At 42.5% G+C, this 25,766-nt stretch carries 20 protein-coding genes and 4 pseudogenes; 16 read left to right on the top strand and 8 right to left on the bottom strand.

What is annotated here, in order from left to right:
- Positions 1 to 318 precede the first annotated feature (318 nt).
- From G7Y90_RS00595 to G7Y90_RS00580, 4 genes are all read left to right on the top strand, one after another.
- A complete protein-coding gene (locus tag G7Y90_RS00595; protein ID WP_250163118.1) occupies positions 319 to 531 on the top strand; it encodes a PspC domain-containing protein in 213 nt (70 codons plus the stop codon).
- 488 nt (positions 532 to 1,019) lie between these two features.
- On the top strand, positions 1,020 to 2,009 hold the full coding sequence (gene glyQ / locus G7Y90_RS00590) for a glycine--tRNA ligase subunit alpha (protein WP_250164033.1): 990 nt from the start codon (positions 1,020 to 1,022) through the stop codon (positions 2,007 to 2,009).
- Between the two features lie 9 nt (positions 2,010 to 2,018).
- The gene (gene glyS, locus G7Y90_RS00585; RefSeq protein ID WP_250163117.1) at positions 2,019 to 4,112 is read left to right on the top strand and encodes a glycine--tRNA ligase subunit beta; all 2,094 of its coding nucleotides are present in this window, start codon (positions 2,019 to 2,021) and stop codon (positions 4,110 to 4,112) included.
- A gap of 250 nt (positions 4,113 to 4,362) precedes the next feature.
- Complete coding sequence (locus G7Y90_RS00580) at positions 4,363 to 4,659, top strand: hypothetical protein (RefSeq protein ID WP_227676468.1); 297 nt, start codon at positions 4,363 to 4,365, stop codon at positions 4,657 to 4,659.
- Between the two features lie 82 nt (positions 4,660 to 4,741).
- On the opposite strand, the gene G7Y90_RS00575 is transcribed toward G7Y90_RS00580, so the two are convergent.
- Both G7Y90_RS00575 and G7Y90_RS00570 read right to left on the bottom strand, forming a co-directional pair.
- Positions 4,742 to 5,173, bottom strand: a complete 432-nt coding sequence (locus G7Y90_RS00575) for a cell division protein ZapA (protein ID WP_201560631.1) — start codon at positions 5,171 to 5,173, stop codon at positions 4,742 to 4,744.
- Positions 5,174 to 5,412: 239 nt separating this feature from the next.
- Positions 5,413 to 5,721: a hypothetical protein gene (locus G7Y90_RS00570; RefSeq protein WP_250163116.1), complete on the bottom strand. Its 309-nt coding sequence runs from the start codon at positions 5,719 to 5,721 to the stop codon at positions 5,413 to 5,415.
- A gap of 245 nt (positions 5,722 to 5,966) precedes the next feature.
- Between G7Y90_RS00570 and G7Y90_RS00565 the strand changes: the two genes are divergently transcribed.
- The 7 genes and pseudogenes from G7Y90_RS00565 to G7Y90_RS00535 all read left to right on the top strand — a co-directional run bounded on the left by G7Y90_RS00565 (position 5,967) and on the right by G7Y90_RS00535 (position 12,704).
- Positions 5,967 to 6,620 (top strand): UPF0149 family protein, encoded by a 654-nt coding sequence (locus G7Y90_RS00565; RefSeq protein WP_055124733.1) that lies wholly within the window; start codon positions 5,967 to 5,969, stop codon positions 6,618 to 6,620.
- 78 nt (positions 6,621 to 6,698) lie between these two features.
- Positions 6,699 to 7,181: a nucleoside deaminase gene (locus tag G7Y90_RS00560; RefSeq protein WP_250163115.1), complete on the top strand. Its 483-nt coding sequence runs from the start codon at positions 6,699 to 6,701 to the stop codon at positions 7,179 to 7,181.
- A 135-nt stretch (positions 7,182 to 7,316) separates the two neighbouring features.
- Positions 7,317 to 8,551, top strand: a pseudogene (gene argE / locus G7Y90_RS00555) (acetylornithine deacetylase).
- Positions 8,552 to 8,697: 146 nt separating this feature from the next.
- Positions 8,698 to 9,429 carry a LysE family translocator gene (locus G7Y90_RS00550; RefSeq protein WP_250163114.1) on the top strand — a complete coding sequence of 244 codons (732 nt, stop codon included), beginning with the start codon at positions 8,698 to 8,700 and terminating at the stop codon, positions 9,427 to 9,429.
- Positions 9,430 to 10,218: 789 nt separating this feature from the next.
- The gene (locus G7Y90_RS00545) at positions 10,219 to 10,977 is read left to right on the top strand and encodes an IS630 family transposase (RefSeq protein WP_250163113.1); all 759 of its coding nucleotides are present in this window, start codon (positions 10,219 to 10,221) and stop codon (positions 10,975 to 10,977) included.
- A gap of 125 nt (positions 10,978 to 11,102) precedes the next feature.
- Positions 11,103 to 12,317: an RtcB family protein gene (locus G7Y90_RS00540; protein WP_250163112.1), complete on the top strand. Its 1,215-nt coding sequence runs from the start codon at positions 11,103 to 11,105 to the stop codon at positions 12,315 to 12,317.
- Positions 12,318 to 12,449: 132 nt separating this feature from the next.
- Positions 12,450 to 12,704 (top strand): hypothetical protein, encoded by a 255-nt coding sequence (locus G7Y90_RS00535; RefSeq protein ID WP_250164039.1) that lies wholly within the window; start codon positions 12,450 to 12,452, stop codon positions 12,702 to 12,704.
- A 130-nt stretch (positions 12,705 to 12,834) separates the two neighbouring features.
- On the opposite strand, the gene miaB is transcribed toward G7Y90_RS00535, so the two are convergent.
- On the bottom strand, positions 12,835 to 14,325 hold the full coding sequence (miaB, locus tag G7Y90_RS00530) for a tRNA (N6-isopentenyl adenosine(37)-C2)-methylthiotransferase MiaB (protein WP_201560635.1): 1,491 nt from the start codon (positions 14,323 to 14,325) through the stop codon (positions 12,835 to 12,837).
- 387 nt (positions 14,326 to 14,712) lie between these two features.
- Here miaB and G7Y90_RS00525 point away from each other — a divergent pair, with 387 nt between their 5' ends.
- The 4 genes and pseudogenes from G7Y90_RS00525 (at position 14,713) to G7Y90_RS00510 (ending at position 19,828) form a co-directional block, all read left to right on the top strand.
- The gene (locus G7Y90_RS00525; RefSeq protein WP_250163111.1) at positions 14,713 to 16,848 is read left to right on the top strand and encodes a lytic transglycosylase domain-containing protein; all 2,136 of its coding nucleotides are present in this window, start codon (positions 14,713 to 14,715) and stop codon (positions 16,846 to 16,848) included.
- A gap of 522 nt (positions 16,849 to 17,370) precedes the next feature.
- A complete protein-coding gene (locus tag G7Y90_RS00520; RefSeq protein ID WP_055124727.1) occupies positions 17,371 to 18,012 on the top strand; it encodes a T2 family ribonuclease in 642 nt (213 codons plus the stop codon).
- A 377-nt stretch (positions 18,013 to 18,389) separates the two neighbouring features.
- A pseudogene (locus G7Y90_RS00515) lies at positions 18,390 to 19,371 on the top strand (malate dehydrogenase).
- A gap of 217 nt (positions 19,372 to 19,588) precedes the next feature.
- Entirely contained in the window at positions 19,589 to 19,828 is a 240-nt protein-coding gene (locus G7Y90_RS00510) for a DUF2789 domain-containing protein (RefSeq protein ID WP_045444148.1), read from the top strand.
- A gap of 116 nt (positions 19,829 to 19,944) precedes the next feature.
- Here G7Y90_RS00510 and ribF read toward each other — a convergent pair.
- A pseudogene (gene ribF, locus G7Y90_RS00505) lies at positions 19,945 to 20,983 on the bottom strand (riboflavin biosynthesis protein RibF).
- A 263-nt stretch (positions 20,984 to 21,246) separates the two neighbouring features.
- On the opposite strand from ribF, the gene G7Y90_RS00500 reads away from it, so the two are divergent.
- Positions 21,247 to 21,816, top strand: coding sequence for a GNAT family N-acetyltransferase (locus tag G7Y90_RS00500; protein WP_250163110.1), 570 nt, complete (start codon positions 21,247 to 21,249; stop codon positions 21,814 to 21,816).
- A gap of 55 nt (positions 21,817 to 21,871) precedes the next feature.
- Here G7Y90_RS00500 and G7Y90_RS00495 read toward each other — a convergent pair whose 3' ends face one another.
- The 4 genes and pseudogenes from G7Y90_RS00495 to ampD all read right to left on the bottom strand — a co-directional run bounded on the left by G7Y90_RS00495 (position 21,872) and on the right by ampD (position 25,469).
- Positions 21,872 to 22,480, bottom strand: coding sequence for a hypothetical protein (locus tag G7Y90_RS00495; protein ID WP_250163109.1), 609 nt, complete (start codon positions 22,478 to 22,480; stop codon positions 21,872 to 21,874).
- Between the two features lie 132 nt (positions 22,481 to 22,612).
- Positions 22,613 to 24,161 (bottom strand): annotated as a pseudogene (murJ, locus tag G7Y90_RS00490) (murein biosynthesis integral membrane protein MurJ).
- 369 nt (positions 24,162 to 24,530) lie between these two features.
- A complete protein-coding gene (locus G7Y90_RS00485) occupies positions 24,531 to 24,836 on the bottom strand; it encodes a hypothetical protein (RefSeq protein WP_250163108.1) in 306 nt (101 codons plus the stop codon).
- Positions 24,837 to 24,884: 48 nt separating this feature from the next.
- Complete coding sequence (gene ampD / locus G7Y90_RS00480; protein ID WP_201560643.1) at positions 24,885 to 25,469, bottom strand: 1,6-anhydro-N-acetylmuramyl-L-alanine amidase AmpD; 585 nt, start codon at positions 25,467 to 25,469, stop codon at positions 24,885 to 24,887.
- Between the last annotated feature and the right edge of the window lie 297 nt (positions 25,470 to 25,766).

The following is a 25,766-nucleotide window of genomic DNA, read 5'->3' as shown; positions in this document are numbered from 1 at the left end:
AATGGCTAAATATTGGATTTGTAACAACATGTGTAATATGGCAGTAATAAAGCTAATCGTGAAACATTTTGAAATAACTATTTAAAATCAGCAGTTTATGAGGTTTTATGACAGATTAGGGCAAGCTTGGTTAGCATAAACTCACAAAGTACGTCTATACGTTCAACAGATGAATATTAAATAGTTGCTATACTTATTCATAAGTTAAGAAGGCTAAGCAACTTCCTAACTAGACTCGGAAAAAAGCATAAAAATAGAAGAAAAAAAGTAAAAAGCAGAGTTTTAAATAACAATAGAAATGATAGAGAGGTATTTGATTTGGCTAAACTAGCAAAACTACATCGCTCACAGAACAATCGCATGATAGCAGGTGTGATGGGCGGCATTGCCGAATACGTTGGTTGGTCACCAAATTGGGTGAGAGTATTATTCGTGATTATCTCATCTTTAAGTGCAGCAGTACCTGGCATCTTAATTTATATAATTTTATGGATAATCATGCCAAAAGCGACTAGTGCGTCTTACCAATAAGATTTTTTTATATTTGCTCTTATCTTTTTAATAGCTTAATAGTAGTACCGTTTTAATAGCATCACTATCGAGATTGTCTCAGATAGATTTTTACCAAAAAAAGAGAATAGCAGTTCGACTAAAAAACAAAAAGCCTGACTCATCAGGATACCAAAGACATACCTTTCCTCCTGCCCAGATGCTCGCGCATTTGGGTATTTTTTTATCTGCTACTTTTGAGCCTCCTATATTGCAGCAGTTTGATTATAAATGAGCCTTATAACGACTGGTTTAGGTCTGCAGCATAAATTTAATTGATGTAAATATAGATAAAATAGTCAATTTTTAGTAAGGTGAGCAGGCAAATAGAGTCGTTGCCGAATAGGCTATACGAGTGCTATCAAAACTTTATTTATAAATATCCATTCCACAGTGGCTTTACTATGAAAACCCAAACTATGACATCCCAAGCGACAACTCCGATGATAGAAAATACAGACCCTCAACCGATGACGTTTCAGGATTTAATCCTAACCCTACAGAATTATTGGGCAGATAAGGGCTGTGTTATCTTGCAGCCTTATGATATGGAAGTCGGCGCGGGTACTTTTCACACCGCGACATTTTTACGCTCGTTAGGTCCTGAGCGTTGGAATGCTGCTTATGTGCAGCCATCACGTCGTCCAACTGATGGTCGCTACGGTGACAACCCCAACCGCTTGCAGCATTATTATCAGTTTCAAGTGGTGCTTAAGCCAAATCCACCCAATATCCAAGAGCTGTATTTGGACTCGCTAAGAGCCATTGGTATTGATCCATTGGTGCACGATGTGCGTTTTGTTGAAGATAACTGGGAGTCGCCAACGCTGGGTGCGTGGGGATTAGGCTGGGAGATTTGGCTCAACGGTATGGAAGTGACCCAGTTTACGTATTTCCAGCAAGTAGGCGGTCTTGAGTGCTTTCCGGTGACTGGTGAAATCACTTATGGACTTGAGCGCTTGGCAATGTATGTGCAAGGCGTCGATAGCGTTTATGATTTGGTTTGGGCAGATGGTGAGTTTGGCCGCGTCACTTATGGCGATGTCTTCCATCAAAACGAAGTTGAGCAGTCGACTTACAACTTTGAGCACGCTGATGTGCCAATGATGGGTCAGATGTTTGATTTTTATGAGCAGCAAGCAGATAAATTGGTTGCCGAAAGTTTGTCATTACCTGCTTATGAGATGGTACTAAAAGCCTCACATGCTTTTAATTTACTCGACGCTCGTGGTGCGATTTCAGTGACCGAACGTCAGCGTTTTATCCTACGTGTGCGTACGCTTGCCCGTAAGGTTGCCATTGGTTACGTTGAAGCACGCGCAAAATTGGGTTTTCCATTGGCAGATGAGGTGCATCGTCAAGCGGCGCTCGATAAGTATTTGCCAAAAGAAGAAGCCGCTGAGAATACAGAAAGTAATCAAGCTATTGATAACAACCAATCTACTAATAACAATAAATAGGAGCATCCCATGAGTACTATTCTATTTGAACTGGGGTGTGAAGAGCTACCTCCAAAAAGCCTAAAACCTCTACGTGATGCGCTACAAGCGAGTGTCACCGAACAATTAAATGAAGCAGAAATCAGCTTCGATAGTATCAAAGCCTTTGCTGCCCCGCGTCGTTTGGCACTTCAGATTCAGGGTATTAGCGATAAGCAGCCGGATCGCAGTGAGCAAAAACGCGGCCCTGCGATTAAAGCCGCGTTTGATGCGGAAGGTAATCCAACACGCGCGGCAATGGGTTTTGCCAAGGGCTTAGGTATTGAGGCCAGCGAGTTGATAACGATTAACACCGACAAAGGTGATTATGTCGGTTATGAGCAAGTCATTCATGGTCAAGCAACTACTGAACTGTTAGCTGCCATTTTTCAGACTGCACTCGACAATCTACCGATTGCTAAGCGTATGCGTTCAGGGGCCAGTCGCAATGAATTTGTGCGTCCAGTACAATGGGTGGTATTGATGCAAGATAGTACTGTCATTGACGCTACTATCCAAGGCTATCAGACGGGAACACAAACTCGTGGTCATCGCTTCCATAGTCCTAATTATCATGAGATTGCGCACGCCAATGACTACGAAGAATTACTAGGCGGTTTAAAAGTCGTGGCTGATTTTGATAAGCGTCAAATGCTGATCAAAAACCAAGTCAAAGCATTGGCTGATGAAGTCAATGCTGATGCTATCGTGCCGCAAGATTTGTTGGATGAAGTCACCGCATTGGTTGATTTCCCGATTGCACTGCGAGCAAGCTTTGAGCCGCGTTTTTTACAAGTGCCGCAAGAAGCGCTTATCTCGACCATGCAAGCGGATCAAAAGTATTTTTGCTTAACTGATAAAGCAGGCAAGTTGCAGCCTTACTTTATTTTTATTACCAACATTGAGTCAAAAGACCCCAATCAAATTATCGAAGGTAATGAGAAAGTCGTGCGTCCGCGTTTGGCCGATGCCGAGTTTTTCTTCTTACAAGATCAAAAACAGCCATTATTTGCGTTGACAGAAAGCTTGAAAACTCGCGTCTTCCAAGATAAGCTGGGTACGATTTGGGAAAAATCTGAGCGTATTGCCAAGCTTGCCGCCTTTATTGCCGCCTTGATGCAACAGCAGGGTCAGCAGATTGATATCGATGAAACGGTGCGTGCGGGTATTTTGTCAAAAGCTGATTTGGCAAGCTCATTGGTCGGTGAATATCCTGAATTACAAGGTATTGCAGGCACTTATTATGCGCGTCTGAATAATGAGCCTGAAGCAGTCGCGGCAAGTTTAGAAGAGCAGTATTTGCCAAAGTTCAGCGGTGACGTATTACCACAGACGCCAATTGGCATTTGCTTAGCATTAGCTGACCGTTTAGATACGCTTGTTGGTATTTTTGCCATTGACCAAGCGCCGACAGGGTCAAAAGATCCGTTCAGCTTACGTCGCTCAGCCATCGGTATCTTGCGTATTTTGATTGAAAAGCAATTGCCAATTAATCTGGTTGCGCTCGTTGAACAAGCAATCAAAGGCTATAGTGACGCTGAAGGCAGCAAGATTGAAAAAATGGGTGATACGTTTACTCAGGTCATGGCATTCTTAAACTCGCGCTATCGTGCGATGTATACCGAGCAGGGAGTGAGCGTCGATACCATTCAGGCAGTGCAAGCGATTAACCCGCATATGCCGCTTGATTTTGATCAGCGTATTCGCGCGGTACAAGCCTTTAGCGAATTGTCACAAGCCTCGATGCTTGCTGATTCAAACAAGCGTGTCGCCAATATATTAGCCAAGTCAGAAGTGAGTGTCGCTGATACTGTCGATGAAGCGTTATTATCTGAGCCTGCCGAGCAAGGTTTATACGCAAGTGTAATACAAGCGCAGACGGCGGTTAAACCGCTGCTAGAGCAAGCGGGTTACACGCAAGTATTGCAAACACTTGCTAGCTTAGATGAGCCGCTGACGCAATTCTTTGATAATGTGATGGTCAACAGTGAAGACGCCGCCCTTAAAAACAACCGCTTAGCGCTGCTTAAGCAAGTACGTGCATTGTTTTTAACCGTCGCTGATATCAGTGAGTTGCAGCTATAGTTTCACTAATATAGATCGCTCACTTTATTTTCTATTTAATAAAAAACTGGCCCGCTATGGCCAGTTTTTTACGCCATATCATGGCATTTATTGATAAATTATCATGATAAATGGATGGACAATTAACTCGCTAAAGCATAGCACTATTGTCAGTATTGCTGGTTAAGTTATACTGTCTAGACGTATTGAATAATCCGCCAAACGGCTTTTATCATTCATAGCGCTTACTCATATTTAAAGGAGCACTGCCGTGTTTGCTGTTATCATTATCATCATCGTTATTTGGATAGTAATGTGGGGGTTTTATAAATTTATGTACCCGCGTGCGCCCAAAAGCATGATGCCAAAAAAAGGGGATGTGATTACACCGCGTCAGTGCAATTTTTGTGGCAACAGCTTGGCTGAATACCGCGGCGTCCTTGAAACCAAGCCCAACTTGGCTGCAAATAGTGAGAGTGCTATTGGCGAAAACCAAGCATTGTTTTTTTGCAATTATGAGCATCAAGCAGATTTTCATGCAGGTAAGGTTTATAACCCTGACGTATAAATAATTAGATTATGGCTTGGGCATAAAAAAGCGCTTGGCTCATCAGAGCGAAGCGCTTATCGTTTCGTCGCGTAATATGCGCTTATAAAACAGACTGTGCGTCTTTCATAATTTTATTTAATAGCGCTTCAGATTGTTTGTCTTGCTGTAGTCGATCTTCATCGCTTCTTTGATTGGTGTGTATTTTTTCATACAAATTCAAGCAGCACAGTACCAAGATGCTTTCTTGACTGAGGCTTGGCGCATCTCGTTTGAGATCTAGCGCATGGTTATTGATATACGAGACAGCTGAGAGCAGCTCTTCTTGTTCGTGTACTGGGCAATATATAGGATAAGTGACACCCGCAATTGCAATATCAACCTTTTTGATTTGTGGTTCAGGGATAGTGGTTTTCACAGTAGCACTCGACGTACTTGAACCAGTTGCAGCGACTGGTTGTGGTTTAGAAGAAATATTTTGCTGTTGGCCATTTTGCGGCTGTTTTTCTACAGAGTTTTTGTGGTCATCGGTCATGATAAATCCTACAATGTTTGGTCAGTAAAATGAGTAATATAAGATATTACCGTTTTGATTTTGTCGGTTTCATTAGCAAGTAGTAATGATCGCTCATTGCCATCACTGATCAGCCTTCTACTTGATCAATGTGGGTTAAGCGTTTTAATACAACTTGTGTACGCTCAGCTGCCAATTGATTCTTTTTCTGCAGCTCACTGTTTTGCTGTTTAATATCGCTATATTGCTGCTTTAATTCATTATTTTGTTGCTGTAACTGGCTTTTGTTGTTGCAATTGGCTAACCTGTTTTTGCAATTTATCTTGCTCTTCGCCTATCATATGATGCGCTTCAGCTAGGCTTTGGTAGCGCTTGTCGAGATCGTTCAATTGTTTTTTGGCACTATCGCGTTCGCTATGGCTAGTGTTGAGCTTGGTCGTTAATGCTGCAAGCTCTTGAGGGTCGCTAACAGGATGCTGTTTGAGGCTGCTAAGTTCAGCACTGACAAGCTGATACTGTTTTTTTATATCGAGTATCATTTTTTCTAATATTCTAAGTTGATCATACATAGTCAGTTTTTATCCTTAACAAGTAAGCGTGAATGAATTTTGTTCTCTGCGTTTAATAATGCCATAGGTGACCGCATAATATCTATATCAACAAAGTAATTACCTATATTAGACGTTGTTTGTTTATTTTTATTAGCCATGGTTTGATTGATAATATCAAGCGATGTCTCACACCTATTTTATCCGTCTGTTTTATTTTTTAAGCAATATTTTTTAAGCAATAATCAATCACTAGGACCTCTATTATGAATGACAATATATCTGGCTGGAATACATGGCTGACTGCTTTTGATGACTGGACTGACGTGTCTATCAGCGAAGTGCATGGCTTGATGACAGGGCTTATGACTGCCTGTAATGCGCCTGATGAGCAAGTATGGGCTAAGGTATTTGAGGAGCTCAGTTTTGCGCCGTTACCTGATGAGGCATTGACACTGTTAACAGAAGAAGCGGAAGACACTGTTTTTCAGCTTAAAGACAAAGACGATGCTTATTCTTACACGCCATTAGTACCAGATGATGAACATGATTTGTACGAGCGCGTGATGGCATTGAAACAGTGGGCAAATGGTTTTATGACGGGTTTTGGGATTACCGACTGTGGTCTCAGTGGTGACGAAAATGAGATGCTGTCTGATTTGGCTAAAATCGGTGGTATTCGCTTAGAAGATGATGAAAACTTTGAAGGTGGCGAAGAGTCTTATCTGCATATTTATGAGTTTGCGCGCATGGTGCCAGTGAGCTTTGCCACCCGCACGCGTAAACCTGTTAAAGATATTGCCCTGATTGCTGGACTGGCTATCGATGCCAAAACCACCAAAGAGCTGCAGGCAGAAGGCAAGTTACCAAAGCCAATGCCGCCAGTCGTTGATGCGATGAATCAAAACCGTCCTTCATAATAAAGACGCTATCGTAAATGCTTTGATATGAGTTGATATTCAACACGTCCTAGTATGAAGTGATAAAAGGAGATGGAGATGATAACTGACAATGATATGATTCATTTACGCCGCTCTATTGAGCTGGCTACTGAAGCTTTAGAGGCGGGCGATGAGCCATTTGGTAGCGTATTGGTCGACGGCGACGGTCATGTGCTGCATGAAGATCGCAATCGTGCCAATACGGTCGATGCTACTTATCATCCTGAAATTGCCGTTGCAAAATGGGCCGCAGAGAATATGACTACTGACGCACGTACAAAAGCGGTGGTTTATACCTCAGGCGAGCATTGTGCCATGTGTTCGGCCGCGCATGCGTGGGCAGGGCTTGGTCGTATCGTTTATGTCAGCTCATCAAAACAGTTGGATGAATGGATGGAGGAGATGGGCGTGACATCAACATCACCAATTAATTCATTAAGTATTCAAGAAGTAGCACCAAATGTATCAGTACAAGGTCCGATTGCTGGATTAGATGCAGAAGTAAAGGCGCTGCAACAGCGCGCATTTCAAAGGCGCTAACGCTTTCTATTTTTACCATTCCAGAAATTACAGTAGCGAAAAATGAGTGCGAGTACTACATCTAGTAGGCTTGGAAAATTTAACATCGCTAACCGTATTTCTAAAATCGGTATTATATCGTAATAAGGATGTGTTATGACTGTATCAACTCATATTGACGACATTGACCAAGTTGTACTGGATAGCAATTATCCTAAAGACAGCATCGATTGGCTAACGCGCTTGATTGGCTTTGATACGGTTAGTCGCCATTCAAACTTAGTATTGATTGAAGATGTGAAAGCATACTGTGAGCACTTAGGTCTAACAGTGGATTTGACTTTTAATGAAGCCAAAAACAAAGCCAATCTATTTGTCACTGTGCCAGCAGGCAAAAACTCTGATGACGTAAATCACGGTCTGGTACTGTCTGGTCATACCGATGTGGTGCCAGTTGATGGGCAAGACTGGGCGTCAGATCCATTCACTGCGACGATACGTGGCGATAAGCTATACGGACGCGGTGCGTGTGATATGAAAGGTTTTATCGCTTGTGCATTGACGTTATTACCACGCGCTGTGCAGTTGTCCAATGCAGGTCAATTGCGTCGCCCGCTGCACTTGGCACTGTCATTCGATGAAGAGGTGGGCTGCTTGGGTGCGCCATTAATTTTGGCAGACCTAAAATCGCGTGGTATTACTCCTGATTATTGTATCGTCGGTGAGCCAACCAATATGACAATGGTTGTGGCACATAAGGGCATTGCCGTTTATCGTTGCCGCGTTCATGGTAAGTCTGCGCATTCATCATTGACTGCCCAAGGTGTTAATGCCATCAGCTATGCCAGTCGTTTGATTGGTTATGTCGATACTTTAGCGGAAGAAATCAGCCATCGCGACGATAATGACCCTCTGTTCGATGTGCCTTATTCCACATTGTCTGTAGGCACGATTCAAGGTGGTACCGCGACCAATATTGTGCCTAATTTATGCGAGTTTACCTTTGACTATCGCAATCTGCCGCATATGACGCAAGAGGATATTGTTGCGCCGATTCAAGCAAAAGTGGCAGAATTGAATGCTCAAATGCAAGCACGTGCGCCAAAACTGGTATTGAGTTGATGCAAGAAGAAAGTGTACCGGCAATGACTGATAGCGACAGCGCTGAATTGCAATCGTTAATAGCCGCACTGACTGGAGATAACGAGCGTCATAAAGTGGCTTATGCAACTGAGGGCGGTCAGTTTACTAATAGTGGTATCCCAACGATCATCTGCGGTCCTGGCAGTATTGAGCAGGCACATAAAGCTGATGAATACGTTAAGCTGAGTGAAATTACGCGCTGTGATGGTTTTTTACAGAAGCTATTAGACAGCTGTATGGTTAATTAATGGATTACATCAGTAACGGTTTCTTCCCGTTAGCGGCAAGTGACGAATCAGTATAAAATTCACCGTCCTTATGGCGGTGTTTATTTTTTAGCAGTTTAGCACTGTTAAGATAAATTTTTTATAAACGATAAAGTAGGGGTTGGTCGATGTCTTGGCATCTGTTTGCAGTATTCTTTGCAAGTACATTTTTTGTTTCAGCAACTCCAGGGCCGAACATGCTGCTTGCGTTTCAGTATGGCATGAATTATGGCGTTAAGCGGACGTTGTGGACGCTGGCAGGACTAAGCCTTGGTTTGTTTCTCTTGCTATCGACACTGCTTGGACTCGACGTGATTAGCCGCCAGTCTCCTTGGTTGCTAACGATTATCAAAGCAGTTGGAGCGGTGTATTTAATCTATTTGGGTATCAGCTCATGGCGTGAAGCAGGTAAAGGTAGCTTAATGCAAGATGCCCGCGAGATGAGCGAGGAGGTAGCAGCTGACTATCCTAGTACGATGCCGTCAGCGCTGGATGGGGCACCCAAGCCGCGCTCGCTCTCTAGTGCGGCAGTTAGAGTCTCGCCAAGTAACGCGACCTTGTTTCGTACAGGTGTTTGGGTATCGTTGTCTAATCCTAAAGCCATTTTATTTTTTGCCGCTTTCTTCCCCAAATTTATCAATTTTAGCGCACCCCTATGGCCACAATATGTCTTATTAACGATAGGGCTGTTTATGAGCGAGACGATTTGGCAAATTGTTTATACCTTAGGTGGTACAAAGCTGGCAAGTTGGCTCGATGTGGGCAATCGCTTAGCATGGCTCAATCGTGGTTGTGGTATTATCTTTATACTAATTGCTGCTGCTTTACTGGCTGATGTTATTAAAGATCTTATGATGTAAAAAATGGTCGATATTTTAAAGTATGAGTTTAATGAATGGTTTTTATAAAATTATTCATTATAAAAATATTTATATAAGTTTGAATAAGTTGTTGACATTTATTTTTAAACCATTATTATAAACGCACTGATTTATAGGTATTTTATAAAATATAAATCATCATCATTAATTTGCTGTTGTCACCATGACAATCGCCATAACCTACGGAGGAATCATCGTGTCCCATAAAACTATCAAGACGTTTTTAAAGATTGAATGTATCACGAACATGAGTGCAATGATAACCTCGAAAAGGTTTGGCTAAGCCTATAGAACAGTTATTTATAAATACCTGAAGATTTGGTATTTATAAACAGCCTACTGTATCTACTCTTGCTTCCCTTCTTTTGAGTTGTCTATGCTGTATGGTTACTTGACTATACCTAGCATTGTGCTGCTTATTGTTTTATCTAACATTCCTTTTTACCGTTATGAATGACCAGCAAGACAAGCTTGATACTTAGCTACTGTCTGTATGCATAATCTTTATACGGTCATTTTTTTGCGATACAATTTTTTAAAACGTCCATAATAAAATAGCTATGAATTTTTATTGATTTTTAATTAATAAAGATACGGTATTTTATTGTCTGTAAATTTTGGTTATTAATAATTTCTTATTAAAAATTATGTTTAATCGAGATAAGAGAGTAATGCCTAAAAATTGACAAGATAAAAATATCTATGTATAGTGCATTAAGTATAAAAATGTTATAAGATAAAACATCTCAACAGATATACTCAATTATCATGACTTACTCACTAGATTATCGCAAACAAGTTCTTAAAAGCTTAGCAGATGGCATGACCTTTGCCGAGGCAGCCTCTTTTTATGACATTAGTCCAACCACTATTCAAAAGTGGAAGAAACGGCTGCATAGTAAGAGCACTCGCAATGTTACGCCATCAAAAATACCGGATGATGCACTACGCAAAGACGTTGAGCGTTACCCTGATGACTATCACTATGAGAGAGCAAGACGGTTCAACTGTACTGCCCCAGCCATTTGTGAGGCTTTAAAACGCCTAGGCATCAGTCAAAAAAAGACCTTAGAGCATCCAAAAGCATGTCCAATAAAAAGAGCGGCGTATCAGAGTAAGCTTGATAACTTTAAACAGCAAGGTTATCCCATTGTGTATATGGACGAAAGCGGTTTTGAAAGCCAGACCATTCGTCCTCATGGTTATGCACCGATAGGCAAACCCTGTATCGACAGCTACAACTGGCAAGGTAAAAAGCGAACCAACGTCATTGGGGCTCTATATGAAAAGATGCTATTTGCACTGGATTACTTTGAACACAACATTAACAGCGGCATATTCTACGATTGGTGCAAACACACCCTAATCCCAAGCCTTAAAACCAAATGCGTGATTGTCATGGATAACGCTCGGTTTCATAAAAGTAGACGTATCCAAAAATTACTGAACAGGCATGGTCATCGTATCCTATGGCTGCCGCCGTACAGCCCAGACTTGAACCCTATTGAGAAAAATGGGCTCAAGTGAAGTTTCTACGCCAAGGGTGGATGGAAAATGACTTATCCAAATTATTTTATGATGTTTGTCCTAGACATAACACTTTTGTTTTGAACTGACTATAGTCTTAAAAATAAAAAATGGAAAAATAAATAATGAGCGTTCAATTAGTATTAAATAAAAATAGTAAACATGGTGTCCCTGTCAAAATATACACCACCGATGTTGAACAAGGTGCGATACAACAGTTACGAAATATGGCGCAGCTAGAGTTTGTACACTCACATATTGCTGTCATGCCTGATGTCCATGTCGGCAAAGGCGCGACCGTTGGTAGTGTGATTCCGACCAAGTCCGCTATTATTCCTGCTACGGTCGGTGTCGATATTGGTTGCGGTATGAATGCGGTGCGTTTGTCTATTACTGCAAGTGATTTGCCTGATAGTCTAAAATCATTACGCTTGATAGTAGAGCAGCAAGTGCCAGTCGGTTTCAATATGCATAAGCAAATTCAAGCCAAAAACTCGACCCTTGACCCATTGGGTAAACGCCTAAAACCAATCACGGACAAGCATCCGGGTTTGCTAAAAATGCTCAAAGGGTTTGAGCGTACGTGGGCAAAACAGCTTGGTACGTTGGGCGGTGGCAATCATTTCATTGAACTGTGTTTGGATGAAAACAACGATGTTTGGGTAATGCTGCATTCGGGCAGTCGAGGTATTGGTAATTGTATCGGACAGTATTTTATTAACCTTGCCAAAAAAGAGCGCCAGTCACGCTTTGGTCATGTACCAGATCGAGATTTGTCTTATTTTGCCCAAGGGTCTGATAGTTTTACCGATTATGTCGAAGCGGTAGGCTGGGCACAGGATTACGCGTTAGAAAATCGTCGTGAGATGATGCGTTTGGTGATTAAGTCATTGCAGTCACCACAAGCAGGCTTACCAAGATTTCAGCTCACCAAAGAAGCCATCAATTGCCATCATAATTATGTCAATGAAGAGGTGCATTTCGGTGAGCAAGTCTATGTCACTCGTAAAGGTGCGATCAGTGCTTATGCAGGTGAGCTCGGCATTATCCCAGGCTCTATGGGCGCAAAGTCTTTTATTGTGCGCGGTCTAGGCGCAGAGGAATCGTTTTGCTCTTGCTCGCACGGGGCAGGACGACAGATGAGCCGTGGTAAAGCCATGCGAGCGTTCACTATTGATGAGTTAAAAGCGCAGACAGATGGTGTCGAATGTCGCAAAGATAAAGGCGTCATCGATGAAATACCCGGTGCTTATAAAGACATTGATGAAGTAATGGCGAATCAAGCTGATTTGGTAGAAGTGGTGCATACGCTTAAGCAAGTCATGTGTATTAAAGGCTAATACCAAGCCTGAAAATCATCTTAGCGTCGTCAAATTTGCTTAATGTACTGAATGTACAATTTTCGCTCATTTTCCTCGCTAAGATAATTTTCGGCATTGGTATATCAAAAGTATTAAAATATAGGCAACAATATGAGCTTAAAACAAACCTTAAAAAAGGCCAAACAGATTGAGCGGCAGTTAGAACAGCAAGCGCAGTTAGAACGTCAAAATTTGACAGGTGCCCAGCACTCACTAGGCACAATCAAGCCGCGCAACTATTTGGCATTGGACCCACTATTAAGAAAAGGTGGTATTCACGAAAAGGAGGATATCGATATCGTCCGAAAAAAACGTCGCCGTGAGACCAAGCAGCAATTGCGTCAAACGGACTGGTTATCGGAATAGCAATCGTTCATCTTAATTTTAAATTTAAACAAAAAAAGCCGTTCGCTATGATAGTGAACGGCTTTTCTTGTTTTAAACTATTGGGTAAAGAGGGCTTAGAAAGCACACTACGAGTATATTTTATAAAGTGTTAAGCAAGCACTTCGATTAGCTCGCCTTTTACCATGTGCGGACTGACGAAATCAGTAATACGTACGCTCACGAGTTTACCCAACATCTCATCCATTTTTTCGACATCATGAGGGAACATAACCGTACGGGTGTTATCTGCCGTACCGATTAAGCAATCAGGATGACGGTTTGCAACTTGTTCCACCAACACACGTGTCGTGGTGCCGACCATCTCATGCGTTTTCGCTAGCGTTGAATCAATGATGACTTTTTGGAATTCTGCCAAGCGCTCTTTTTTAGTTTTGAAACTCACATCATCTGGTAACTCAGCCGCTGGCGTGCCTGGACGTTTAGAGTAGATAAAGCTGTAAGAGTGATCGAAGTTCAATTCTTTGGCTAGATTTAAAGTATCTTGGAAATCTTGATCCGTCTCGCCAGGGAAGCCAATGATAAAGTCGCTAGATAAGTGAATATCAGGACGAACGGCTTTAAGCTTATTAATCTGATTGATATAGACATCAATTGTGTGATTGCGCTTCATCGCTGCCAAGATAGCGTTTGAGCCACTTTGAACAGGCAGATGCAAGTGAGAAACCAGCTCTGGCAATTGTGCATAGGCATCAATGATGTCATCAGTGAACTCTAGCGGATGGCTGGTCGTATAGCGAATACGCTCGACACCATCAACATGCGAGACATAATGTAACAGCTCAGCGAAACGGCAAATGCTGCCGTCGTCTTTTTCACCGCGATAGCCGTTGACGTTTTGCCCCAATAGATTGATTTCACGCACACCTTGCGCTGCTAAGCTATCAATCTCAGCCAATACGTCATCGAGTGGGCGAGACAATTCTTCACCGCGGGTATAAGGAACCACGCAAAATGAGCAATATTTTGAGCAACCTTCCATGATAGAGACAAAGGCTTTAAATCCTTCTACTCTTGGCTCAGGTAAAAAATCAAACTTTTCGATACTCGGGAATGACACATCAATCGTACCGATACGGTTTTTAGGCGCGATTTCACGTTGTTCATTTGATTGATCATATAGCTCTGGCAGACGATGCAATGTTTGCGGGCCAAATACCATATCGACGTAAGGCGCGCGCTTTTGAATGTTATCGCCTTCTTGTGAGGCAACACAGCCGCCAACACCGATCACAAGATCAGGGCGCTTTTCTTTTAATTTGCGCCAGCGACCCAATTCTGAAAACACCTTTTCTTGCGCTTTTTCGCGGATAGAGCAGGTATTCATGAGTAATACATCAGCTTCATCGATATCGTGTGTGACTTCCATACCGTGGGAATCACCGAGCACATCCAGCATTTTGCCAGAATCATAGACGTTCATCTGACAGCCCTGTGTGGTGACAAAGACTTTCTTAGTCGCTGATTTGACAGGTGCTTGGGCTGAACTTGATTCTTTGAGTGCAGTGACAGCAGGCGCAGTAGCGGTTGTTTCAGCGACAGCAGTGTCATCGATGCGGGGATTAAATACAGTAACACTCATAAGGATAAGTCCATGATTGACTAAAAATATAGCGTGATAGGTGATTAGCAGGTGGCGTATTTTATCACAACCCTATGACAATGTGAAAAATTAGCAGCGTCAATTGTTGGTCGTTATGATAAATTATTTATAACAGTATCAATTATTTACTGCTACTAGTAACGCGTTTGGCAAAAATTATGGCTTGCTATCACTTCTATGTTACACCGTGCTATCGTATTTATTAACAAAAGGTAAAGGTGATGGTTGAAAGTGCAACGAGTATAGTATGATGAATGCGACCATATTAGCGCGATTGATTAAATCGCGATTTACGCCGTTTTGGCATTGTTATGCTAAATATATTATTTAGCCAAATCATTTGGACACATTACAAAGAGAGTCAGTATGACAAAGCCGCAGGTTGCTCATAGCATCAAGGATAGAGAATCTATTAAGCAAAATGAAGATGCAAAACGAATGAAAGCAAGGACGCTACGAGTCAGTGCGTTAAGTTTGGCGACAGCAATGAGTGCGCTAGGATTGTCACAGGTGGCTTGTGCTGAGCTGACGTGGGGCGAAGAGGACAGTTATCAGCAAGAAGGCAGCTATCAACAAAACAGTGGCTATCAGTCGGACAATGGTGCGAGCTCATTTACAGCAGCGGCAATTGCGGCAGAACGCGGTGATGTCAGTGCTTTATACAATGAGCAAGCAATGAGCGGCGGTTTGTTTGCTATGTATCCCACTTATTGGCGGATGAATTTGGATCTTAATTCGCAAAGTTCGGCGGCAGTGTCACAGTTTGTGCGTCAATATCCAAATACGGTGATGGCAGAAAAGCTGGTGGCGGATTTTGCTGAGACTAAAGCAGGCTCCAATGATTACGCCTCAGTACGCCAAGTTGCGAATTTGATTACCAATGCGGATGCCAGTGAGCGCTGTGCGGTTGCGCTTGGGTTCAATAATGGCGGCGATACTATGCGGGCTATGGCAGCCAAATCTGAAGTTTGGTTGACGACCAAAAAGCAGCCCGCCTTGTGTGACCAGCTCGCGATGGAGATGAATAATAACGCGCTGATTAGCAATCAGGATCGCGCGGCGCGTCTCAAGCGTATGTTACGCAAAGGCAAAACGGGTGACATTATGGCATTGTCATCACGTTTAGGAACGCCCATTGCTTATTCAGCATTGAGTGAGATTCAACTGAATCCGTCTGCTTTTTTTAGCCGTTTTAGTCGAGAACCTGCCAGTCAAAACAATCAATACTTATATCTATATGCCATGGGACGCGTTGCTGACAAGTCTTACCGTGAAGCTGCATTACAGTTAGATTTTGATGTTAAGCAAGACAATCAGCGTTCAGTTAAATTGTTGAATGCGGAGACTCGTCGCTATGCGTATCGCATCCTTGGGGTGCAACGTATGAATCATAATACGGATGATGGTTTTAATGCTGAGGCGGTTGATTGGTTCCGCAATAGCCTAGACGAAGATTTTAATTTTGAAGAAGCCGAAGATTATGCCATGGCAGCGATTCGCTTTAGCCGCTGGGATGATGTGGTCGAAGCCATCTCAAAAATGGAGGCTGAAACCCAAAAAAGTGATCAGTGGCAATATTGGCTGGCTCGCGCTTACGAGCAATCAAGCGATGCTAACAAGCGTAATACTGCTAAAAAAATGTATCAAAACTTGGCAAAAAATAATGACTATTATGGCTTAATGGCAAAGGATAAAGTGGGTCAGCGTTTTGATGCCAGTCGTTTGGGTGGTAATAACTTACCAAATGTCAGTACTGCTGATCGCGCACGGGTTATGCAAGATGCCAACTTTGCGCGTGCTTTTGCTCTATATAATGCTGACGCCAGCCGTGCCTATGCCAATCGTGAATGGAACTGGGCGGTAAAGCAGGCGCGCGACAAGCGTGATGATAACTTGATTATTGCCGCTGCTCGTCAAGCCTATGATATGGGCTGGCTCGACCGAGCAATTTATGCCGTCGATAATACTGATAGAGTAGACAGCTTAGCGTTATCACATCCGATGCCGCATCAAGATGCAGTCGTACGTTATAGTCAGTCTGCTGGTATCGATCCTGCTTGGGCTTATGGCATCATGCGTCAAGAAAGTCGCTTTGTTGCATCAGCACGCTCAAACGTTGGTGCCAGTGGTTTGATGCAGGTGATGCCTGACACAGCAAAATATATTGCTCGAAATTTAGGTGAGACCTATAGCGCCAGCCGTGCCAATAGTGGCGATACCAATATTCGTTATGGCACGTGGTATATGGGTGATATTTTCGGTAAGCTAAACCGTCAACCTGTGTTGGCAACGGCTGGTTATAATGCGGGTCCGAACAATGCCAAGCGTTGGCAACCAGTATATGGTTCGCTCGCAGCCGACCAGTACGTCGAGTCGATTGCCTTTCCTGAAACCCGTAATTACGTCAAGCACGTGATGGAAAATGCCACCATTTATAGCAGTCTATTAGGTCGTAGTCAGCCTATTAGCCAGCGCATGGGCACGATACCTGCCGCGTTCTAAAATGCTAATGTATAAACCAAAAAAACCATTCGTGAGCAATCATTAATGGTTTTTTTATGTCACTTTTGATCGTGCAATCAAAACTAGTTTTGTCTTGACGCGATGCCTAATTCGACGCCCAACCTCGCTGATGATGACATGCTAACGTTGCGATATTTTTGTACTATTGATGCTATCATTAGCTTATGTTTACGTTTCTGCTATAGATTAAAAAAAACGTTTTGCTACCATTGCATCAATTAGTGTCTTTTATACATGCTTATAATAAGTGCTTATCAATCGACGCACACATTTTTGTTAGCTCTATTCTTAGTTTTATCAGTGTTCATACGTCGAACGCTATGAGCTAAACGATAGCCCATGTTTTTATCATTGCTAGATGCCTTCAGCCCCTATGATCAAAAAATTTTTAATCTGCCCCTGTTATTAAAAGTTAGGCATCAGTCATCTATTCAGCAGATGCTCTCGCTATCTACTCTGACGCCAGATTTAAACCAATCAAGCTCGATAACCAATACATCTATGGATAAACTAAATACGACGCTAAGTATCGGTGCATTAGTGATGTTGCAAGGCATTATGATGATGCCGGTACATGCCGCGAGCGCTGTTAAGAGCGGACAGCGTGTGTTGATGATTGAGATGACGCCAGCACTGTGTAGCATACAGCCGACGCGTGCCCGTATGCGTCAATGCTTGGAAGGTTATTCGTTGACAGTATCAGGTTTAGATATGGGATATGGTGAGCGCTGCGGACGTGGTAGTGAGCCACGTCTGACACCGTTACAGTTAAAAGTCGTCAACCGTATCATGCCTGATACGACAGTGCGTAGCCAAGCTTGGCAGCGTTATGGGGCGTGTAGTCCGCTTAGTGCCAGTAGTTATTTCCGCCAGATTACCAATTATGCTGGCGCATTAAAGCTGCCTAACGAGCTTAATACGGGTAATAGCTATACAGTTTCTAAATCTCGATTTATCAGTCAAATGACCCAGCTTAATAGTGGTATGTCCTCAAACAGTATTGATTTGATTTGCCAAGCGGGCAGTCGTCGTCAATCAACATTGACGGATATCCATATTTGTTATGAAGGGAGCGAATTTGGCACATGTCATAATGTTGTGAATAATTGTGGCAGTAAGTTCGTCATTTCGGGTGGAAAATAGTTTTTTTAGCCTATTTAAATGCTTATTGTTTGAATTGAGGACACGCCCTAATAATATTCGCTTATCTTAAGTGTTATATCACTGTATGTAACGCTTCTCAATGCTGTTATCAGCTGCCTTTTATTACTTTCTAGCGCTGTATCCATATAGGTTTACAGTAGGTATAAAAATCCTCCCGTATAAAATGTAACAATATAATCGGTGGTCGGCGTCTTATTGTCTCTAGACGATTTGCTGAACGAAGTGCTACACTAGCTCTCGGTTTATGACTGCTATATTCAGTAGGCAAGTCGCTATTTACAACGATAGTCATCCATTAGAACCATCAATCAGAATCATGAATTATCTAATCTATAATTAGGGAGTATTCAATGTCAATGAAACAGCCTTTACGTGTTGCCGTCACTGGTGCCGCTGGTAATATCAGCTATGCTATGTTATTTCGTATTGCATCTGGCGAGATGCTAGGTAAAGATCAGCCAGTTATTTTGCAATTGCTTGAAATCGCTCCAGCACTTGACGCCCTAAAGGGTGTGGTCATGGAATTAGAAGATTGTGCATTCCCTTTATTAGCAGGTATTGTGCAGACTGATGATGCGACGGTTGCATTCAAAGATGTTGACTATGCTCTGCTAGTCGGTTCACGTCCTCGTGGTCCAGGTATGGAACGTAAAGATTTGCTAGAAGCCAACGCTGCGATTTTCTCAGCACAAGGTAAAGCATTGAATGACGTTGCAAGCCGTGACGTAAAAGTATTGGTTGTCGGTAACCCTGCCCACCAACGCCCTTATCGCTCAGCGTAATGCACCAGATCTTGATCCACGTAACTTCACTGCGATGACTCGTCTAGATCATAACCGTGCCATGGCACAGTTGGCTGGCAAAACTGACAGCACAGTAAATGACGTGAAAAAAATGATCATCTGGGGCAACCATTCATCAACGCAGTATCCTGATCTGACTGCTGCTACTGTCAACGGTAAGCCTGCGTTAGATTTGGTTGATCGCGAATGGTACGAAGCGACTTATATCCCAGAAGTACAACAACGTGGCGCTGCAATCATTAAAGCACGCGGTGCATCATCTGCCGCTTCTGCTGCCAACGCGGCCATTGCACACGTACGTACGTGGGCATTGGGTACTGATGAGAATGATTGGGTATCAATGGGCGTTTATTCAAACGGCGAATACGGTATCGCAAAAGGCTTAATCTACTCATTCCCATGCACATGCACTAACGGCGACTGGTCTATCGTAGATGGCGTTGATGTGTCATCAGATTTCTCTAAAGAGAAAATGGCAGCGACTGAGCAAGAGCTTAGCGAAGAACGTGATGCGGTAGCTCATTTACTACCATAAGCAGCCAATGTGATAATGTCATAAAGCTGTTATATAGAAATTGTTCTAAAAAAGCCCTCTAATGTAGAGGGCTTTTTTGTGTGTCTTGCATGCCTATTAATACAATTGATAACGTTAGATACACGTTGATTAACAGCTATTAAAATAAAGCTTGCTACAATAAATATGTCAATTTAGATAATACACAATGACACTCGTATCATTTAAGGAGAAAAGTATGTTGGGTGAACCAGAATACAATATGAATGAATTATTTGCACAGTTGGGACTTGATAGCTCTGATGCAGCGATTGATAGTTTTATTGAAAATAATCAGTTGGATAAAGAAGAGAAGTTGATAGAAGCGAGCATTTGGACAGACAATCAGCGTGCTTTTCTACAAGAAGAGTGGGAAAAAGATGCGGAATGGGTAGAGGTCATCGATGACTTAAACGTACGTATGCATCCAGATGCTTAGAAAAAAGAACTATTAAAAAACGAATTATTAAATAGAAACCCACAAACGTTATAAACGCTGTGGGTTTTTTTTATAAATTATAAATATCGATGCCCGCATTTAAGCATATTAGCTATCTAACTGGGCTGCTGCTCTCGCCACTCAATTAATGCTTTGACATCATTATGGATGCCTGTTTTTAATGCTTCTAAGCCATCATAATGTCGTTCACCATGTAAATAATGCAAAAATCGGACCTGTAAAGTTAATCCATATAAATCGGCATTTAATTCTGGAAAATGAACTTCCAAACGCCAATCATGTTGTTTATCGACAGAGGGTCTAGTGCCGATATTGGCTGTCCCAAAGAGGCTATTGGAACGTAATCCTGAGATACCTGATTTGCCATCTATAGCAAGTGCCGATAAGCCATCAGCAATCACTTGCCCATCCTCGTCGAGGCTGACGACATCAACAGCAAAGATACCATGCAGGGCAGGTTTTAAACGCTGTAGGTCAATATTCGCAGTAGGAAAGTCCATGGTGCGACCTATTTTATCGCCACCAACGACCATTCCTGTAATCGCATAATCGCGACCAAGTAGCGCATTAGCAGCGTCAATATCACCAGCCAATAGTAAGTCTCGAACGCGAGTAGAGCTGATACGTGCCGCTTTACCACTATCATCGATGACGGTATGTAGGTTGGTTACATCTAAGCCATAATTCCGCAAAAACTGACTGTCGCCAGTACGGTCATGACCAAATTTGAAATCATCACCCAACACCAACGCTTTGACATTTAAGCGCAGGGCTAAGAGATCCGCAAATGCTTGGGCGGATAGCGAGCGAAACTCTGCATCAAATCCTGCCACAATCAAGGTCTCAACGCCATATTCTGCTAACAAAGCTTGTTTTTCAGCGAGATTGGTGAGGCGAGCAGGCGCAGTGGCTGGCGCAAAAAATTCACGAGGCTGTGGCTCAAATATCATGACAGCAACCAAGATTTTGTGCATGGGCAATATCACGGACTTGTTCAAGCATCGCTTGATGACCAAGATGGACACCATCGAAGTTACCGATAGTGAGCACACAGGGCGCTAAATCTACTGGACTAGTATTTGCAGTCAAATTACTTGGCGAGGCAATCAGTTGCTCAAGAAAATAGGTGTTCATAAATTTTCAGCTATGATAGATAAAACCAGATAAAAAACACACCCGTACCAAAATCAATGTGTTTAAAATCAGCCATTATAAAGTAAAATGAGCACACTAACATCCTATAGTCTACTGACAATAAAAGTATGGCGCTATCCGCTCTGTCATCTTAAAATACCGTGATGTTTGTCCACATGCTTTTGTAATGACCCTCTGTATAGATGGATCATCTTGCAACAATTATCACTCATAGACTATTAATTAATAACTACGGAGAACTTATGTCCGCTGCTGCCTTAAATGCTGTACCAGCTGTTTTGTTAGAACACTATCTCACTGATGAGTTTGTCGTGCAGCGTGCAAGTAGAGACGACTTGTCAGAGATTTTGGCGATTTACAATCAGACTATTGCAGGTAAACAAGCCACTGCCAATCTCACCCCAGTGACTTGTGAAGAGCGTGCAGATTGGTTTGATGAGCATATAACTAGTCCGACGCGTCCTATTTATGTCGTAAAAGCGATGCATAAGACCACGCAAAATTCAGCGAAAACAGAGACAGCAACAATCGTTGCATGGGGTAGCTTTAGCGATTTATATGCACGACCGGCTTATCATATCAGCACTGAGATTAGTATCTACTTGCATCAGGATTTTCACGGTCAAGGATTGGGCAGTTTATTGACATGCTGGATGTTGACACAAGCGCCAAGCCTAGGCATTCATAATGTAATCGCGCTTATTTTTGCGCACAATCAGCCAAGCTTAGGATTGTTCCGTAAGCTTGGTTTTGAGCAATGGGATATATGCCAAAAGTGTGTGATATGCAAGGCTTTATCGCTGATGTTGTGATGCTGGGTAAAGCGGTGACATCGGATGATGCTTCAGATAAGTAAGCTAAAATAGCTTAACCCAAGATCTTCCATTGACCTTCAATTTTTTGCAGCTCATAAGTCAACGGTGCAGGCGCACTTTGTCCTTTTAACATCAGCTCCCCAATGATGGTGGCACGGGTTTTATCATCACTGTATTTAGTATCGGTAATAGTGACGCCATCAACCGTTTGCTGAAAGGCATACTGGGTTTTAGCCAGCTCTTCTTCGAAGTTTGCCATATCTACTTTATAATATTTAGCGGCTTCTTTTACCTCGCCATAATACAAGCTATCTAGTGCTTGCTTTACAGTATCTTCCGGCGTACCAGCTTGGGTGGGATTGGTTACGAGGCTTTTTTGCTTGGTTGCAGAGGTGACTGGGTTGATATTATCACTATCAATCGCCGTTTCAGCTTTACCGCTGTCAGCCATCTGCTTGCTGTCAACTGTGCTATTCGCATCCACTGCTGACGTTTGATTAGCAGCGCTATTTTCAGCATCAATGCTTTCATCAGCACTGCCTTCAGCGATGGCTGCCGTATCTTCGGCACTATTAGCTGTCTTATCGTTATCGCTACAAGCACTTAAAAGCAGTCCAGTGCTAAGGACACCAGCAGTCAGGATAGTTGGTAAGCGTAGCAAGGTTACTCGTTCGGTTATCATTATTAGCCCTCAGATTTCATTTATTCGTTAATGGTTAATTATGGCAACTATCCGCATCATTCACTATCCATTCTCTTACTAAGCTTGTTTTGGTTTCGTAAGTGAAGCTGCTTAACCATGCTTTAGCTGGCGCGGACGGAAACCAGTGGCTAGTAATACCACGCCATAAACCAGTGCTCCCACGGCACACATAATGAGCAAAGCGGCGATACGTCGCCATTGAGCATCATCGCTAGGGAAGTAAGACAGCATGACATAAAGTACGCCAATCATAGCGCTGGTCGCAATCGCAAACTGGGTGAATAGTTTCTTCCAATGGCTGCCAAAGCGGAAAATATCACGTTTATGTAAGAAGTAATATAATAAGCCGGCGTTCACAAAGGCCGCGCCCGTGGTTGCTAATGCCAAGCCGCCATGTAGCGGAATCTCTAAGAAATAAAATATACCGATGAAAATGACACTAAAAACCATGTTGGCAAAGACAGAAATGATACCGATTTTTACAGGTGTTCTGGTATCTTGACGGGCAAAAAAAGCAGGGGCAAAGATTTTAATAAGCATAAAGCCTAAAATACCACCAGCCATACTACGTAATGCGAGCGAACTCATCTGCGCATCGCGTAAGGTAAACTCACCGCGCAAAAACAGCGCTTGCATCAGTACATCGGCAAGTATAAACAACGCTGCTGATGCCGGAACACCGACTAAAATGATTAAGCGTGCCGCCCAATCGATGGTCTTTTTAAAGCTAACATCGTCTTTTTGCGCCTCACTTTTTGATAAGCTTGGCAAAATGACTGTACCGATTGCCACGCCAATCAAGCCTAATGGTAGCTCACTCATACGCTCTGCGGCATACAGCCAAGAAACCGAGCCGCCAATCATCAATGACGCAAAAATGGTATTGAGCAGCAGATTAATCTGAGTGACAGAGACGCCAAAGATGGCAGGCAGCATGAGTTTTAAAATACGGCGAACGCCTTCATGCTGAAAGTCGACCTTGGGTGCGACCAGCAGCTTTTGTTGCCATAGCTGAGGCAGCTGTAGTAAGAATTGCAACAATCCTGCGATAGCGACCGCATAGCCTAGCGCCATGATAGGAACATCGAACATAGGGGCAAAAATTAGCGCGCCACCAATCATACATAAGTTCAATAACACGGGTGCAAAAGCAGGCGCAGCAAAGCGTCCGTAGCTTTGTAAAATGCCACTGGCAAAGGCGGTCATAGAAATAAATAGCAAATAAGGAAAGGTCAGACGCAGCAATTCAGCGGTAATAGCAAACTTACCTGGTTGATCCGCAAAACCAGGCGCGAATAAAGTCACGACCCAAGGTGCCATTAAAATAACAACAACGGTAAGCATAGACAAAATTAACAACAGAGCGCCTGAAGTACGACTGACTAAGATTTGTACCTGCTGCAAACTATATTTTTCTTTGTATTCAGATAGCACAGGGACGAAGGCTTGACTAAAGCACTTCTGCAAACAGACGCCGCAAAAAGTTTGGAATTTTGAAGGCGACCAAAAAGGCATCCATCAGACCACCAGCGCCAAAGACGCCTAACAATACGACATCGCGTACCAGACCTAAGATACGAGATAGCATGGTCATACTACTGACCACCATGGTTGAACGAAATAACCGACTTTTTGCCATGAGAACCTATTGTGCTAATTTGTTTAATGAAGGTTGTTTACTGATGGTTGTCTACTAAGTTGCTGCTATCAAAAAGCTGACGAATTATAGCATTTTCATAATCGAGATAAATGGATTGGATGTGGAATATGACATTTGGAAAACTGAGGTTTCTTACATTAAATCATTTTATAAATTTTGTTTAATATCTTAAATAGCTCAGCCCGCTTATCAATCATAGATTCTCTGTAGCTAGCTGCATCACTTTCATCAAAAATATATCTAAAGACGATACTCTCTTTCTAAAGGATATAACTGTTTCACCATATGATCTCAATGAGACGGAAGCTTCGTCATAACCGAATAGTAGTAGTAATGATTCTGCTTTGGTCAGTTCGCTAAAGCTATCGTATAAATCATTTGAGAATCTAATAGGTTGCTAGATGGTAAGATCGTACTATCTAGTAGTAATCTTCTACGCCAATCAGAAGAAAGTGACCAATACCTTAAAGCAATATTATTAAAATTCTCTACTTTTTCTGCAACTTCTTTTAACATCTCAAACTCGCGTTCTATTTTAGCTTTTTTAAGCTCATTACGATGTTGTGTTGAAGATAATAGAAAAGCAATAACGCCTGCTATCAATGCGCCCAAACCTATTTTCACTGCTGAATCGACCACTTCAATCCAAGTCATAATATCTCCAGTCAATGGTCAATAATTATTAAAGTTGAGTGAGTCTTTTTATTTTAATAGAGCGGCGACCATCTCACGCAATCTTGCCCATTCAAAATAATCACCGGGATCCGTTTTGCGACCAGGGGCAATATCGCTATGACCTGTTAGATGACGACGAGTTTTGGGATAGGCGGCATAAATGGCACAGACCACTTTTGCAAGTACCTCATATTGTGCGGCGGTGAAGGACACAAAATCAGACCCTTCAAGCTCAATACCGATGCTATAATCATTACATTCAGGGCGACCCAAATAGCTAGAGCGTCCAGCATGCCACGCGCGCTCATTAAAATTGACAAACTGAGTAATCGTGCCATCACGCTCGATGAATAAGTGAGCCGAAACCTCCGCGCCTTTAATCGTTTGAAAATAGGGATGCGCCGCCCAGTCTAGCTGATTGGTAAATAATGCTTTAACGTAATGGATGCCGTCAGCATCAGATGCTCCGAACTCGTTCGGCGGTAGGCTGATATTATGAATAACAATAGTATCAATACCCATATCTGTTGGTCGCAGATTGCAGTTTGGTGATGCAAGGTATGTGGCTGCAGATAATCTGCCATCGTTAATCGTTATTGGTGTTATGGACATAATATTCTCTTTTATCATGATATTAATAAGTGGGCATTGACCGCTGGTTGCTAGCCATTTCTATCAATTAATAGCCATTCTGACAGTAGCTACCTTGATAACAGTAGTTTTGATAGTAACAACTTTGATAACAGCCACTTTGACTAAGATATTTCAATGATCTAGCTCGTATATGGCTTTTGAGGTTATTTTAGTGGACGGTCCAATCGGCATTATCAACCAGCCATCAATCACGCTATCGGCGTATGAATAATAACGTGCGAGGTTTACCCTATGTCTCTAAAGCCTAATTTTTTA

This window comes from Psychrobacter sp. WY6, from assembly GCF_018448495.1.
In the GTDB taxonomy this organism is placed as follows: Bacteria; Pseudomonadota; Gammaproteobacteria; order Pseudomonadales; family Moraxellaceae; genus Psychrobacter.
The sequence above is the reverse complement of the archived record's forward strand: the minus strand, read 5'-3'. Positions and strand labels throughout refer to the sequence as shown.